Raw genomic sequence first — 14,110 nt, 5'->3', positions numbered from 1 at the left:
CTTTATCAGACTTTGACCAGTATTCCAGTCCACTGACCAGTTGCGTTTTGCCATGCATATACAACGCATTGTTTTTCGATATCTGCTATAACTACTTTCAGACTCCTATTGGCGGGCAGTATGCAAGGATAAACGCAATGCGATTTCCCCGGTACGGTAACTACACTCTGGATATTTCCGGCAATGTGCTTGAGGTATTCGCGACAGGTGCGTGGAATCTGAAAACAGCCGAAGCCATGGTCGTGGATATGCAGGATATGGTGCGTTTATTTAAAGGGGCGCCCTGGGCTGCACTCATGGATGGCAGACGCTGGGTACTCTCCACACCGGAATGCCAGAACTGCCTCAGCAATGCTATAAAATTCAATATTGAGCACGGGCTTAAGCGCGCCGCTTATGTCCTTGACCCTGGCATGATAAAACGTGCGCAACTGGAGAGAACGCATCCCTCAGGTGACCAGACCTTTGATGTCGGTGATTACCAGCGTGAATACTTTACCACGTATTTTTCAGCCTTAAACTGGCTGGCAGATCAGGGCTTCAAACCCTGACCATTACCTCACCACCAACGCCTGTGAGCATTCAGGCTTACAGTCTGGTGACCGCAGAGCGGTTAGTACAATAACCCGTAAACTTTACGGCGATATTCAGATTTAAGCGGATCGCCATCTGGCAATGCATTAATCATATCCAGCGTGGTTTTGCGGGCGTCACCGAAATTTAAATCTTTTACCAGCACCGAGAATAACAATGACAAAGCCTCATCAACACGGTGAGCCTGCTGCAGTTGCACCGCAAGATTAATTTTAGCCTGCAAGTCATCGGGATTTGATTCCACCTGCTCCTGCAACTGACGTATCTCCGGTGAATCCGCAGCCTGTTCAGCCAGCTCGATTTTGCCAGCAAGCGCCTGATAACGCTGATCCTGATCGACCATTCTGACCTGCTCGAGCAGGTCCTTTGCCTGATTGACTGAACCCGTCTCTACTAAACAGTCGATATACAGAAATTTAGCATCGATGTTGTCAGGGTTAAGGTCAAACGCCTGCTTCGCCAACGGAAATGCCGCCTGATAGTCGCCACTCTGTGCCTTTTGCGCGGCTTCCTGTAACGCTTCATCTTCCGGCGCAGGTAAGTATTTCGCCAGCATTTCCCGAATTTGCGCTTCTGGCTGAACGCCGGCAAACCCATCAACTGGCTGGCCGTCTTTCACCAGCATCACGGTAGGCAGGCTGCGAATACCGAACTGACCAGCGACCTCCTGTTGAGCTTCACAGTCAACCTTCGCCAGGATCATATGCTGCTGATATTCCGCAGCCAGCTTTTCCAGAATCGGCAGCAGATCTTTGCAGGGTTCGCACCAGTCAGCCCAAAAGTCAATCATAACCAGCTTATGCTGTGATTCCTGCAGCACAACCTGCTGAAAATTTTCTACGGTGATATCGACGATGTTGGCGGACGCCCCCATTGAGGCACTGTCTACTAAATTATCCATGAAATCTGCCTTTACCTTAATTTTCGTTGTATCGGAATATGGGGCGCGTAAGCTAAAAATACAACCCATTACGGACGACAGCCTGCGTTGTTTCAGCGACAGACAGCCTTATGCAATTTTTGGCTGTCTGTACAATATGGTGTTAACCTTCCTGTAACATGCTGCGGGAGCCTGCCATGACTTCACACGATACTGATCAGTCACAAGATTTTGATACATTTCGCGAATTTTATCCGTATTACCTCAGCGAACATGACCATCCCACCTGCCGTTTGCTGCATTTTATTGGCTCCTGGCTGGTGCTGGCGGTCGCGCTCTTCGCGATTGTCACGCAACAATGGGTATGGCTATGGTTGCTGCCGGTCATTGGCTATGGGTTCGCCTGGGTCGGACATTTCTTTTTCGAAAAAAACCGGCCGGCGACATTTCGTTACCCGCTGTACAGCCTGATGGGTGACTGGGTAATGTTTAAAGATATTCTGTCGGGCCGCCTTTCTCTGCGTTCAGGGAATGCGCATCATTAAGCACGAATGACTTGTTGTTCGAACACGGCGTGCCTGCATTCAGCGCAGATACAAGGTGTGCCGACACTACCAAGAAGGATACACTATGCGACATCACTATAGGGCGCTACCGGGGCTTGTTGCAGCGACATTTGCTGCGTTTACAGGGGCCGCGCTGGCAAAAGATGACACGCCGGCGTTGCCGACCACTCTTGACTACAAAGATACATTTAACCTGGAGTACCCGGCTGCACCGCAATTCTCCCCTGATGGCAGCAGTGTCATTTATGAGCGTCGCTCTTCTGACATTATGAGTGACAGCACGCGCACCAGCGTCTGGCAGGTAAACCTGGATGATATGTCTCACCGGCCACTGATGGCAGACAGTGCGAATGCCTTTGCGACCGCCCTGTCCCCTGATGGCAGCAAGCTGGCCTATCTGTCAGATGCTGGCGGTTCAGTGCAGCTCTATGTACGCTATCTTGACAGTGACCGCACGGCAAAACTGACGAATCTGGAGCACAGCCCGGGCAATATAACCTGGTCTCACGATGGTAAAACACTGGCCTTTACCATGTTTACACCGTCAAAACCCGCAAGTCTGTTTACCAATATGCCCGCGAAACCAAAGGGAGCGACCTGGGCAGAGCCTGCAACCTACATTGAAAGAACCCAATACCGCGCCGACGGTGCCGGGTATCTCCCCGATGGCCACAATCAGATTTATATTCTGGGTGTTGAAGGGGGCACGCCACGTCAGCTGACGACCGGGAATTATCCTAACTCGGGCAGCCTGAATTTCAGCCGCGACGACCAAAGCATTTATTTTTCAGCCCAACGTGATGAAAACTATGCTCTGCATCCGCTGGTCAGTGATATTTATAAAGTCAGCATTGATACCGCTGACGTCACACAGGTCACAGACATCGAAGGGCCGGAGGGCAACCCGGTAATAAGCCCGGACGGTAAAAAACTGGCCTTTATGCAGCTTAATGATCGCAAGTTGTCGTACCAGAATGGCGACATTGTGATCATGGATTTAAGTGATAACAGCACCACAAGAATCACTACTGGTCTGGACCGCAGCATTGGCGACTATGTCTGGGCACAAAACAGTAACACGCTGGTGTTCTCGTATCAGGATAAAGGCAATACGCGTCTGGCCAGGGTCAATCTCGATGGTGAAATTCAGGCGCTGGATATTGCAATCGGCGGGCAATCGCTGGGACGCCCCTACACATCGGGGGAGTTTGCATTAAGCCAGCAGGGCGACATTGTGTATACCAAAGCAAACAGTATGCAACCGGCAGATTTAGCGCTACTAACCCGCAGTGGCAAGCAAACAACCCTGACCAACCTCAACGAAGATGCACTGGGTCACCTCAATCTGGCGAAGGTTGAGGCCATGGACGTTACCTCGTCTGTGGATGACCGCGACATCGACGCCTGGATTGCCTATCCGCCGAATTTTGACAAAAATAAGTCGTATCCACTTATCCTGGAAATCCACGGCGGCCCGCACGCAGCCTATGGCCCCCATTTTTCTATGGAAATTCAGTTAATGGCCGCAAAGGGCTACGTGGTGGTATGGTCAAACCCTCGCGGCAGCTCTTCGTACGGCGAAGACTTTGGCAACCTTATTCACCACAATTACCCGTCAGAAGATTACAATGATTTGATGGATGTGGTCGACGCGACAATTGACAAAGGCTTTATTGATAAGGACAACCTTTTCATTACCGGTGGCTCTGGGGGCGGTGTGCTGACAGCCTGGTCTGTGGGTAAAACTGACCGGTTCCGTGCTGCCGTGGTCGCCAAGCCGGTGATTAACTGGGTAAGTTTTGCACTGACGGCGGATGCGTATCCTTTCTTTAGTCAGTACTGGATGTCAGATATGCCCTGGGAAGTGGCCGATAAACTGTGGGATCGCAGCCCATTATCACTGGTCGGCAATGTTAAGACACCCACCATGTTGTTAACGGGTGAAGCCGACTACCGCACGCCAATCAGCGAGTCAGAGCAATTCTATCAGGCCCTCCGCCTGCAAGGTGTAGACGCTGCCATGGTGCGTATACCGGGCTCCCCTCACGGTATTGCCGGTAAACCATCACGTCTTATCCAGAAAGTGGGCAATATTCTGGCCTGGTTTGAACGTTATAAAACCGACAACCAGGAACAGTAATTCAGCAATGAAATGAATATGGGGAGGCACATTTGCCTCCCTTTTTATTGCTGCCTGGCCTGTTTCTGCGCCACGTTCTATTTATTCTCTTTGCGCTGGCACTGATAGTCCTGCTTTGCAATTCGCAGCAGCGCTTCATCGCCTTTGTTCCAGAACACCAGGTTATCGTCGGCATACTGGGCACCTGATGCCGTCACCTTGCGGGGCAACACACTGGTATTTCCATTCATTGACAATTCAATTGTATCTGCGCCCAGAAAGCGAACGCCCACTATGCCAAAGCCTTCACAATGAAACGCAATAATCTGACGTGACGCACCATCCTGCGGGAGCTGCTGTGCATTGTCAGCCGACACAACTTCTGTCAGTACAAGCCGTGTCTGCTGCCTGTCATCCTTAAGAATCAACCCAGTGCCTGCTTTCATGCCATAGCTGACCGAGGCCTCCAGCGCCTCAAGAAACTGCGCTTCCTGCTTCGCAATCGCAGGAGCACATGCGCGCCGGGTCGTTACCAGTTTACCAGTGCGAAACCGGCCGTCAGATGCATCAAGCTCACCGGTATAGCGGTTACACCCGGTTGAGCCGCTCACACTCCCAGCCTGTGAAAGATCTAAGGTGACACCACTGCCATCAACGACCTCCTCCTTATCAATACGCTCAACCCGCCATACACCCTCTGACAAAGAGGAGGGTGTTTTGCCTTGCTGTCGGGTCGACGAGGTGGGTGTCCCATCTTCTGTTACCGAAGATGCCGATGTGGGTGTCCTGTGGTTGCTATTTTCGCCTTGACTGGCACAGCCGGCGATACAAATTAGTAAAGCCAGCGCTACACTGATTGATCTTTGCATCCAAGTTTCCTTAATGTTGTCATACCTTAAGTTGCAAGGCCGCGAATGAGTACAGAATACACGTTCAGGATACGTCGATGTGACGATTTCGTTATTCTTACATGTTTCCTGTAGCAAGTCCTGCTGCCTTCGATGAACAAAGCAGCAGGGAATTGATTGGACGCAATGACTGGCACTTGCTACTCTTTCGTCGATAGTATTTTCAGTGCCAAAGAGGGCGATGTGAGCGATAGCGATAATAAAAAGAACAACGCCCATCTGGTGGTTGGTGTTGGGGCGTCGGCTGGCGGACTGGAAGCCCTCAAACGCTTTTTCAAAGCCGTCCACAACGACATACCAATCTCTTTCATTGTTGCTCAGCATATGGACCCGAATCATGACAGTTTACTGTCAGAAATTCTGGAGCGTGAAACCGAATTCCCCTGTAGTCAGGCAAAACACAATGAAAAAATTGAGCCAGGCCATGCGTACATTCTTCCGCCGGGTCAGTACATTGAAGTTGACGGCTATACGCTGAATATTACCGAGCAAAAAGATCAACTGGGCTCCAGAATGGCGATTGACCACCTGTTTCGCTCTCTGGCTAACAACTACAAATCACGAGCGGTCGGTCTGGTATTTTCGGGTGCAGGTAGCGACGGCACAGCAGGCCTGCGCACTCTAAAAGCAGCTGGTGGACTGGCCATTGTCCAGAACCCAGACAGTGCACAATACGACAGCATGCCCAAAACCGCGATTCTGGCAGGTGTTGTCGACGAAACCATGCCGCTGGAAGACATTCCTGATCTGTTGCTCGATTATGCGTCGCATCCCTACCATGACTTTGACGAAGACGATGTTGCTCCGGCAAATGATATGACCAACATCCGTGCGCTGCTAAAAGCACAGGAAAACTTTGATCTCAGTCAGTACAAAGACAGCACCGTAAAACGCAGGCTTTATCGCCGTATGAGCCTGCTTGGTCTGCACAACGCCGGGGAATACCTGGACTCACTCCGCCAGAATACTGAAGAACGTAATGCGTTAATGCGTGACCTGCTGATCAACGTGACGGACTTTTTCCGTGACCGGGAAGCGTTTGAAATACTCGATAGCCAGGTGCTTGCCACCATTGTCTCTGAAGTTGACGAAGGCCAGGATGTTCGGGTCTGGGTACCCGGCTGTGCCAGTGGTGAAGAAGCTTACACTATCGCCATTTTATTAACCGAACAGATCGAAAAGTCTGGCAAATTGCTGGGGCTACGGGTCTTTGCCACAGACATAGATGCTGAGGCAATTCAGGTCGCCCGGCGCGGTGTTTATCCTAATAGTATTATTTCAGAGCTACCGAAAACGCTGACCCACAAGTACTTTAATGTGGGAGAAGACGGCTACGCCACTGTTAAAGGCCGTATCCGCGACTGTATCTCTTTTGCACAGCAAAATGTTTATGCTGATCCGCCGTTTTCCAAGCTTCACCTTGTCAGTTGCAGAAACCTGCTGATTTACCTGCAACAGTCTGCTCAGCAGCGCGTACTGAAATCATTTTTCTATTCACTGTTGCCCAAGGGGTACTTGTTTTTAGGAAGCTCGGAGAGCATTGGTGATTACAAACGGGTGTTTGCCCCCCTGTCTAAGAAGTGGCGTATTTTCAGTCGCCGAGAACGGGAAAATGTCCAGCGTCTGCCTTCTGAGCTTCCCTCTTTCTTTGAGGACAAGAAAAGAGGCAAGCCTAAGCAAAGCCGCGAAGAGCGGCAACTGGCTGAGGACAACTGGCACAAGCAAACGCTGCTGGCGGCCGTTAAGCCGTCGATTATTGTCAATGAGCAAAACACGATTACCTACTTCCACGGCAATGTGAATAAGTTTTTGCAATTGCCGGAAGAAGGGCAAGCCGCGCTGAACCTGTACCCCATGCTGTTTCCGGAAATTAGAACCCGTATGCGCAGTGGAATCTATAAAGCCAAAAAAACCGGTGAGCGGGTCAGTATTCACCTCCCGCAAACGGCTTTACATACCCACGACCATGTAAACTTCCGCTGCGTGATTACGCCCGCAGCAGACAGCGGACGGGGTGAAGGTAGCGTAATTATTACCTTCGAAGAAATTGCAGACAAACCCGCAGAGTCGGGGTTTACTTCGGACCTGGTCAGTCATCATGACCAGGATTCAATGATTGATGCGATGGAACGTGAGCTGCGCGAAACTAAAGATGAGCTGCAAAATACGGTAGAAGAGCTGGAGACCAGCACAGAAGAGCTTAAAGCCGCCCATGAAGAAGCCTTATCGACAAACGAAGAACTGCAGTCGTCGAATGAAGAGCTTGAAGCAAGTACCGAAGAGCTGCGCTCACTGAATGAAGAGCTGACGACGGTCAACGCGCAACTGAAAGACAAAATTGATGAACTCTCGACCACCCATGATGACATCAAAAACTTTTTTGGCAGTACCAACCTGGCTACCATTTTTCTTTCCAGCGAGTTTAAGATTAAGCGCTATACGCCTGCCGCCGAACGCCTGCTAAGGATTGGATCACAGGATATCGATCAGCCAATTAGTGAAGTTTGCCGGGACCTGATCGATGAACACACGCTGGAAGAAGCAAAACATGTATTAGACAGTCTCGAGGCCAGCGAGAAGCAAATTCATGCCGATGGCAAGTGGTTTGACCGTAAGATCCTGCCCTACCAGACAGAGTCACGAAAAGTGGATGGGGTGGTTATCACCTTTGTCGATATTACCAGTCTCAAAACCACCGCAGATCGGCTCAAGGCCAGCAGCGAGCAGCATGCTGTCATTGCCAAACTGGGCATTAAGGCCCTCAGTACAGAAGACACGGAAAACCTCATGGACCAGTTAGTCCGTGAAGTATCTCATACCCTTAATGTCGATTTCTGCAAAGTGCTTAAATACCAGCCTGATGAAGATAATCTGCTGATGACTGCTGGGATAGGCTGGGATAGTGGTCTGGTAGGCACAGTAACGGTGCCTGCGAAAAATGCGTCCCAGGCAGGATTTGCATTGTCGACAACCGAGCCAGTGATTGTGGAAGACCTGCAAAGTGAACAACGGTTCTCAGGTTCTGATCTGCTTAACGAGCACAAAATCACCAGTGGGATGAGTTGCATTATTGAATATGGCAGCCACCCCTACGGCGTACTGAGTGTTCATACCAAGCATAAACGCGTCTTTAACGACGAAGATATCCACTTTTTGATGTCAGCAGCCAATATTCTGTCCGTGGCCATACATCGTCAGGGCATGGAGCAGGAATTACGGGCCAACGAAAACCGTCTGCGTATTGCCAAAGACTCAAGCCACATGGGCTCGTTTGAGTGGGTCTTCTCTGAGCAGTATATCGACTGGGATCAGATGCTCGATAATGTTTGGGGAATACACGGCAATCAGGTAACGGTTGAAGATTTCTATCAGGCGATGCACGAAGACGATCGCCAGGCAGTTTCTGATGCGATTGCAGCTTCCAGGGACCCTAAAGGTGACGGCCACTATCATGCGGTGTACCGGGTAATCAGCCAGATCACGAAAAAGCTGACCTGGATTGAAGCGAATGGTCAGGTGCTGTTTGACGGGGATGAACCGGTGAAGATGATCGGCATGGTGACTGACATTACCCGCCAGCGAAAACTGGAATCCTCACTCAAATTTGCGGTTAAAGAGCTGCAGGAAGCGAATGATAAGAAGAATGACTTCTTAGCGACGCTGGGCCATGAGATCCGCAATCCGCTGGCCTCTATCAGTGCCGCAGTGCAAATTATTGACCATGACAGCAGCAAGCTCGACTGGGCACTGGGCACCATGAAAAGCAATGTGAGCCTGGTTTCATCGCTGCTTGATGAGTTGTTGGATCTGACCCGCATATCCCGCGGCGAAGTGAAGCTTGAAAAATCGTCGGTGAATGTTAATACGCTGCTTGAAGAGGTAATTCAAAACTTCACCTCCTCGATTGAACAGAATAAACAGTCTATGCGACTGACATTGCCTGACGAAGTGATTATCACCTACCTGGACCGCGTCAGGATCCAGCAGGTGATCAACAATATCATTAATAATGCGGCTAAATTTACGCCCGAAGGCGGATCGATTGAGGTCGAAATGGTGCGCAATGAGGACCGTCTGGTCATCAATATCGTTGACTCGGGTATTGGCCTGGACATGCGTTACCGGGAAAAAGTATTTGAAGCATTTCAGCAGATTAAGGACAAGAAAACCCGGGCCAATAATGGTCTGGGAATTGGGCTATCGCTGGTAAAACAGATTGCTGAACTGCACAACGGTAACGTCTCTATCTTCAGTGACGGCGAAAATAAGGGCACCTGCGTTTCGCTCACCCTGCCTATCACATCGGCGCCAATTGGCAGTGGTGACACACCGACACTGGAAGTGTCAGCGAAAGCTGCCGACGACTTTTCCAACCTTAATAAGCTGCGTGTCATGCTGGTAGATGACAATGAAACCGTGTCAGATGGTCTGGCGATGATACTAAGCCTGAAGGGCTGTGAAGTTGAAGTGTTCAACACTGCGCAGGAAGCCATAGACAAATGCGCATCGTTTGCTCCCAACGTTGCGCTTCTGGACATTGGTCTGCCTGATATGAGCGGCACCGAGCTCATCCAGCATCTGAAGCCGCAACTAACTGCGGGCACGCTGTTTCTGGCTATCACCGGGTACGGGCATCAGGAAGCACGACGCAGTACCAAAGCAGCAGGGTTCGATGGGCACTTTAATAAACCAGTACAACTGGAAATTATTCTGGCTGAACTGGAACGCTTTGCCAGTCAACTGACCCAGTAAACAGCACGGTGATGCAATACGATCTGCATACACAGCGCTTCACACTGTACTAAGTACTATAACGCCTGACAGGGTGCCTGATGACACCGCATGGCAGTGCTGCCCTGCAGTGACAGTTGTTCTCGCTGACGAAGGGGCGTAACGCACCCACCTATGCACTTTTTTATGCATTGCTTTACCACCACGCCAGCCCCTCACCAGCTGAACGACAAACCGGGTTTGCCCGTCTGCACTTCACTGTTTTTCAGCAGGTGACAGTTTGAGCAACTTCCCGTCTGGTGCGTCAGTGAGCAAATAGATATACCCATCAGGCCCCACATCAACGTCGCGTATGCGCTCTTTGCGATCTTTCAGGTATTCATGCTGGTCACCAGGCGCCCCCTGTTCCATCTCAATACGACGAAGGTGGGTAAACTTAAGCGCACCAACCAGTAAATCTCCCTGCCAGTCAGCAAAGGGCTCGCCGTCATAAAACACCATACCGCTGGGCGCAATAGAGGGGTCCCAGTACAGCACAGGCTGTTTCATGCCTTCTTTGTGCGTCTTATCCGAAATAATATCGCCGTCATAGTCGATACCATACGTGATAACAGGCCACCCGTAGTTAGCCCCTTTCTCCAGCAGATTGACCTCATCACCGCCTTTAGGTCCATGCTCCATCGCCCACACCTTGCCGGTCTCAGGATGGACTGTCAGCCCCTGAACATTGCGATGACCATAGCTGTAGATTTCTGGCGCATCCCCCTCAATAAACGGGTTATCATCGGGCGCACTGCCGTCTGTGTGGACCCGCACAATTTTACCAAAATGGTTATCGGTATTTTGCGCTTCATCCATGTATTTATAGCGATCGCCCAGCGTTATAAAGAGATGCTGCTGACGATCAAAGGCCAGCCGGCATCCAAAATGAAAGCCATTATCGACAAGCGGCTGTGCGGTGAAGATGTTTTGCACATTATGCAGTGCGTTATTACGCAGCTCAGCCTTTGCGACACTTGAGCTGTTACCGTCCTGACCCGGTTTGCTGTAGCAGAAATAAAGGGTCTGATTCTCAGCGAAGTTTGGATCAAGCGTAATATCCAGCAGCCCGCCCTGGTTGACTGCATCAACGTTTGGTACACCCGTCAACGGTTCACTGACGCCTTCGTCAGGCGAGTAAAGGCGCATTGTGCCTGTTCGCTCTGTTATCACCATGCGACCGTCGGGTAAAAACGCCATGCCCCAGGGGTGAGACAACCCGGTAGCCAGCTCGTCAACATTCACTGAATCACTGGCGACACTCTGTGCCGCCAGTGATGCAAGCGCTGCGATTGATAATCCTGCTAAAACGCGTTTCATAGCTCCCCTTAATCAGGCAACATTGCGCGCAGCATCCACGCGGTTTTTTCATGAACGCGCATACGATCTGACACCAGCGCCGCTGTAGATTCATCGTCTGCGTCCTGCGCCAGCTTCAGAACCTCTCTGCTGGTTTTAACCACCTGCTCATGGCCGTGGCACAGCAAACGCACCATTTCACTCGCTTCTGGCACACCTTCAACTTCTTCTATGGCACTGAGTTCAGCAAACGCCTTATATGTGCCAGGCGCGGCCACACCAAGTGTTCTGATCCGCTCAGCAATTTCATCTACGGCTTCTGCCAGCTCAGTATAATGTTCCTCGAACATCAGGTGGAGTTCACGAAACTGCGGTCCAGTGACGTTCCAGTGGAAATTGTGTGTTTGCAGATACAGCGTGTAAGAGTCTGCCAGTAACTTAGCGATACCTTTTGCTATATCGTTACGGTCACCTTCTGAAATACCGATATCAATCTTTGTCATGTTTCCTCCTTTTCTTTATATACAGGATAAACTGATTAAAGAGATTAAGTACAATCTATTATATAGATACCATTTATTAAGAATATTGGATTAATTGTGGCCGTGATGGTGATGCCCGCTATCGGAGTCGGCGGCTCTGACAGTGACGGTGGTTTCAAGTGTTTCGCCATTGTCGAATACCAGCTGCAGAGCAAAGGTCTGCCCTTCCTTTAAGCCTTCTGCAAGCCCCATCATCATCACATGATAACCGCCAGGTGTGAGCTGTTTTTCTTCACCGGCTTTAATAAGCAATCCCTCGGACACCTCGCGCATACGCATCATTTCGCCCTGCATCTCGGTGGTATGTAACTGCGCCTCGTCAGCCACCGACGCATCGACTTCAACACCAAGCAGTTTGCGCGGTGTGGCAGACGCATTGTGCAATGTGAAATAGGCCGCCCCCGTCTGCGCCATGGGAAAGGTCGCCTTCGCATACGCGTCGTGTACCATCAGCGATTCAGCAAGCGTGCAGGGAGATAAAAGTAGTACTGCAATAAACGCCAGGGTTCTGCGTAAAAAAACCATTAATTTTCCACCAATAAGCATTCACCAAATGTGAAAGCCAGTCTATGCCAACCGGGGGAAATAAGGAAGAGGGGAAGATGGTGCCGACTGCCGGAATCGAACTGGCGACCTACTGATTACAAGTCAGTTGCTCTACCAACTGAGCTAAGTCGGCACCGAAAGAAAATCGCATCTTATCGCAGCATACCAGACTGGTGCCTGGCACTGCTTTGCATCGAAGCGGTGCGTATTGTATGCAAGCAGCGGCGGTTGTCAAGCGTTGCGTAAACGCCGTGCTTCTTTTTCCAGTTTAGGAAAGAACTCAAGCGGTAAATACTGACTCAGTGCCGCAAGTTTATCGCCCAGTTCGGCGTAATCCGCGGCCCCTACATTGATGTGTCCCATCTTGCGCTTTTCACGCACAGTTTTGCCGTACCAGTGTAAGTGGCTGCCTTTTATACTCAAAAGTTCTCTGGAAAAGCTGCCACAGCCAATGATATTCACCATCGCGCTGACGCCAATTGCAGCCACATCACCCAGTGGCAGCCCACACACAGCACGAAGGTGGTTTTCAAACTGGTCGGTTACGCTACCTGACTGCGTCCAGTGCCCGGAGTTGTGCACGCGCGGCGCCAGCTCATTGACCAGCAGAGTGTCACCACACTGAAACATTTCGACGGCCAGCACGCCGACGTAATCCATACCGCTGGCCAGCGTTTCAAAGATATGCGCAGCCCGCTTCTGCAGTTCAGTATCAACCTCAGGCGCTGGCGCAACTGACACATGCAACTGTCCCTTATAATGGAGGTTCTCCGCCAGGGGATAGGTGCTGATATTGCCCTGCTTGTCTCTGACACCAACCATGGAAAGCTCCCGGTCAAAGTCGACCATTTGCTCGACAATAAGCGGAACTGCATCAAGGTCCAGGCCTTGTAATGACTGCTTGAGTGCATCCAGTTTGCTTCTGTCGGTCAGACGCCACTGGCCATAGCCATCATACCCGTCACGACTGGCCTTGATTATGAGTCGCTCACCAAGTGACTCAACACATTCATCCAGTTGCGTCAGATCCGTTACGAGTCTGTGCGCACAGTTGGGCACATTCAGACTCTCCAGCAGTTTTTTCTCACGCACCCTGTCTGCACCAATCAGGATGTTGCTCATCGAGGGAAGCAATTTGTCAGATGCGGCGGCCTGTTCAAGTAAGCGCTCAGGGACATGCTCAAATTCCACTGACAGGGCATCTGCCGCTTCAATGGCCTGCGTCAGGTTCAACTCCAGTGGCAGTTTTGATACCGGATGCACAACACTGTCATCTTTCACGTCCACGGCCTGAACTTCAATCCCCAGCGGGCAGCCCGCCAGATACATCATTTGCGCCAGTTGCCCGGCACCGTAAATCAGTACTCTCATTCATCTAGCTCCAGACTGGCATTACTCAATACGGTGTCGGTCTGCGTTTTTCTGAATGCAATAATGGCATCGCGTACCGCTTCATCCTGCAGCGCCACCACCTGTGCAGCCAGTAAACCGGCATTCGCCGCGCCGGCTTCTCCGATAGCCAGGGTGCCTACCGCGACCCCTTTGGGCATTTGCACGATAGATAACAGCGAATCAAGCCCATTCAAAGCCTTGGACTTAACCGGGCAACCAAACACCGGCAAATGTGTGTGAGCGGCAATCATCCCAGGCAAATGGGCAGCCCCTCCTGCACCGGCAATAATCGCACTAAAGCCTTCGTCGGCAGCTGACTCAGCAAATTCAACCAGCAGGTTTGGCGTGCGGTGTGCCGACACGACCCGCGCCTCAAAGGTTACACCAAAACTTTTCAGCATCTTGGCGGCCTGTTGCATGGTCGGCCAGTCAGACGTTGACCCCATAACTATTGCGACTTTTGCCATTAACTCATCCTCACCTGGGTGTCTGTA

11 protein-coding genes and 1 tRNA gene are annotated in these 14,110 nt (G+C 50.9%); 4 read left to right on the top strand and 8 right to left on the bottom strand.

Annotation, left to right across the window (positions count from 1 at the left end):
* Positions 1 to 137: 137 nt before the first annotated feature.
* A complete protein-coding gene (locus tag IE054_RS05180) occupies positions 138 to 551 on the top strand; it encodes a hypothetical protein (protein WP_189404061.1) in 414 nt (137 codons plus the stop codon).
* Between the two features lie 62 nt (positions 552 to 613).
* Here IE054_RS05180 and trxA read toward each other — a convergent pair whose 3' ends face one another.
* Positions 614 to 1,495 (bottom strand): thioredoxin, encoded by an 882-nt coding sequence (gene trxA, locus IE054_RS05175; protein ID WP_189404060.1) that lies wholly within the window; start codon positions 1,493 to 1,495, stop codon positions 614 to 616.
* Positions 1,496 to 1,671: 176 nt separating this feature from the next.
* Here trxA and IE054_RS05170 point away from each other — a divergent pair, with 176 nt between their 5' ends.
* Both IE054_RS05170 and IE054_RS05165 read left to right on the top strand, forming a co-directional pair.
* The gene (locus tag IE054_RS05170) at positions 1,672 to 2,019 is read left to right on the top strand and encodes an Mpo1-like protein (protein WP_189404058.1); all 348 of its coding nucleotides are present in this window, start codon (positions 1,672 to 1,674) and stop codon (positions 2,017 to 2,019) included.
* 85 nt (positions 2,020 to 2,104) lie between these two features.
* A complete protein-coding gene (locus IE054_RS05165) occupies positions 2,105 to 4,180 on the top strand; it encodes a S9 family peptidase (RefSeq protein ID WP_189404056.1) in 2,076 nt (691 codons plus the stop codon).
* Between the two features lie 77 nt (positions 4,181 to 4,257).
* Here IE054_RS05165 and IE054_RS05160 read toward each other — a convergent pair whose 3' ends face one another.
* The gene (locus IE054_RS05160) at positions 4,258 to 5,028 is read right to left on the bottom strand and encodes an META domain-containing protein (protein WP_189404054.1); all 771 of its coding nucleotides are present in this window, start codon (positions 5,026 to 5,028) and stop codon (positions 4,258 to 4,260) included.
* Positions 5,029 to 5,193: 165 nt separating this feature from the next.
* Here IE054_RS05160 and IE054_RS05155 point away from each other — a divergent pair, with 165 nt between their 5' ends.
* Positions 5,194 to 9,819: a chemotaxis protein CheB gene (locus IE054_RS05155; protein WP_189404052.1), complete on the top strand. Its 4,626-nt coding sequence runs from the start codon at positions 5,194 to 5,196 to the stop codon at positions 9,817 to 9,819.
* A gap of 234 nt (positions 9,820 to 10,053) precedes the next feature.
* Here the strand turns inward: IE054_RS05155 and IE054_RS05150 are convergent, their stop codons facing one another.
* The 6 genes from IE054_RS05150 to purE all read right to left on the bottom strand — a co-directional run bounded on the left by IE054_RS05150 (position 10,054) and on the right by purE (position 14,083).
* Positions 10,054 to 11,157, bottom strand: a complete 1,104-nt coding sequence (locus tag IE054_RS05150; protein WP_189404050.1) for a PQQ-dependent sugar dehydrogenase — start codon at positions 11,155 to 11,157, stop codon at positions 10,054 to 10,056.
* 8 nt (positions 11,158 to 11,165) lie between these two features.
* The gene (locus IE054_RS05145; RefSeq protein WP_189404047.1) at positions 11,166 to 11,639 is read right to left on the bottom strand and encodes a Dps family protein; all 474 of its coding nucleotides are present in this window, start codon (positions 11,637 to 11,639) and stop codon (positions 11,166 to 11,168) included.
* 90 nt (positions 11,640 to 11,729) lie between these two features.
* Positions 11,730 to 12,203 (bottom strand): copper chaperone PCu(A)C, encoded by a 474-nt coding sequence (locus IE054_RS05140; protein ID WP_189404045.1) that lies wholly within the window; start codon positions 12,201 to 12,203, stop codon positions 11,730 to 11,732.
* A gap of 78 nt (positions 12,204 to 12,281) precedes the next feature.
* Positions 12,282 to 12,357: transfer RNA gene (locus IE054_RS05135), tRNA-Thr, on the bottom strand.
* Between the two features lie 98 nt (positions 12,358 to 12,455).
* Entirely contained in the window at positions 12,456 to 13,595 is a 1,140-nt protein-coding gene (locus IE054_RS05130; protein WP_189404043.1) for a 5-(carboxyamino)imidazole ribonucleotide synthase, read from the bottom strand.
* A complete protein-coding gene (gene purE, locus IE054_RS05125) occupies positions 13,592 to 14,083 on the bottom strand; it encodes a 5-(carboxyamino)imidazole ribonucleotide mutase (protein ID WP_189404041.1) in 492 nt (163 codons plus the stop codon). The genes IE054_RS05130 and purE overlap by 4 nt, the downstream gene beginning before the upstream one ends.
* Between the last annotated feature and the right edge of the window lie 27 nt (positions 14,084 to 14,110).

It is taken from the genome of Alteromonas halophila (genome assembly GCF_014651815.1).
In the GTDB taxonomy this organism is placed as follows: Bacteria; Pseudomonadota; Gammaproteobacteria; order Enterobacterales; family Alteromonadaceae; genus Alteromonas; species Alteromonas halophila.
Note: the sequence above shows the minus strand (reverse complement) of the source record. Positions and strands in the feature narration are given on the sequence as shown.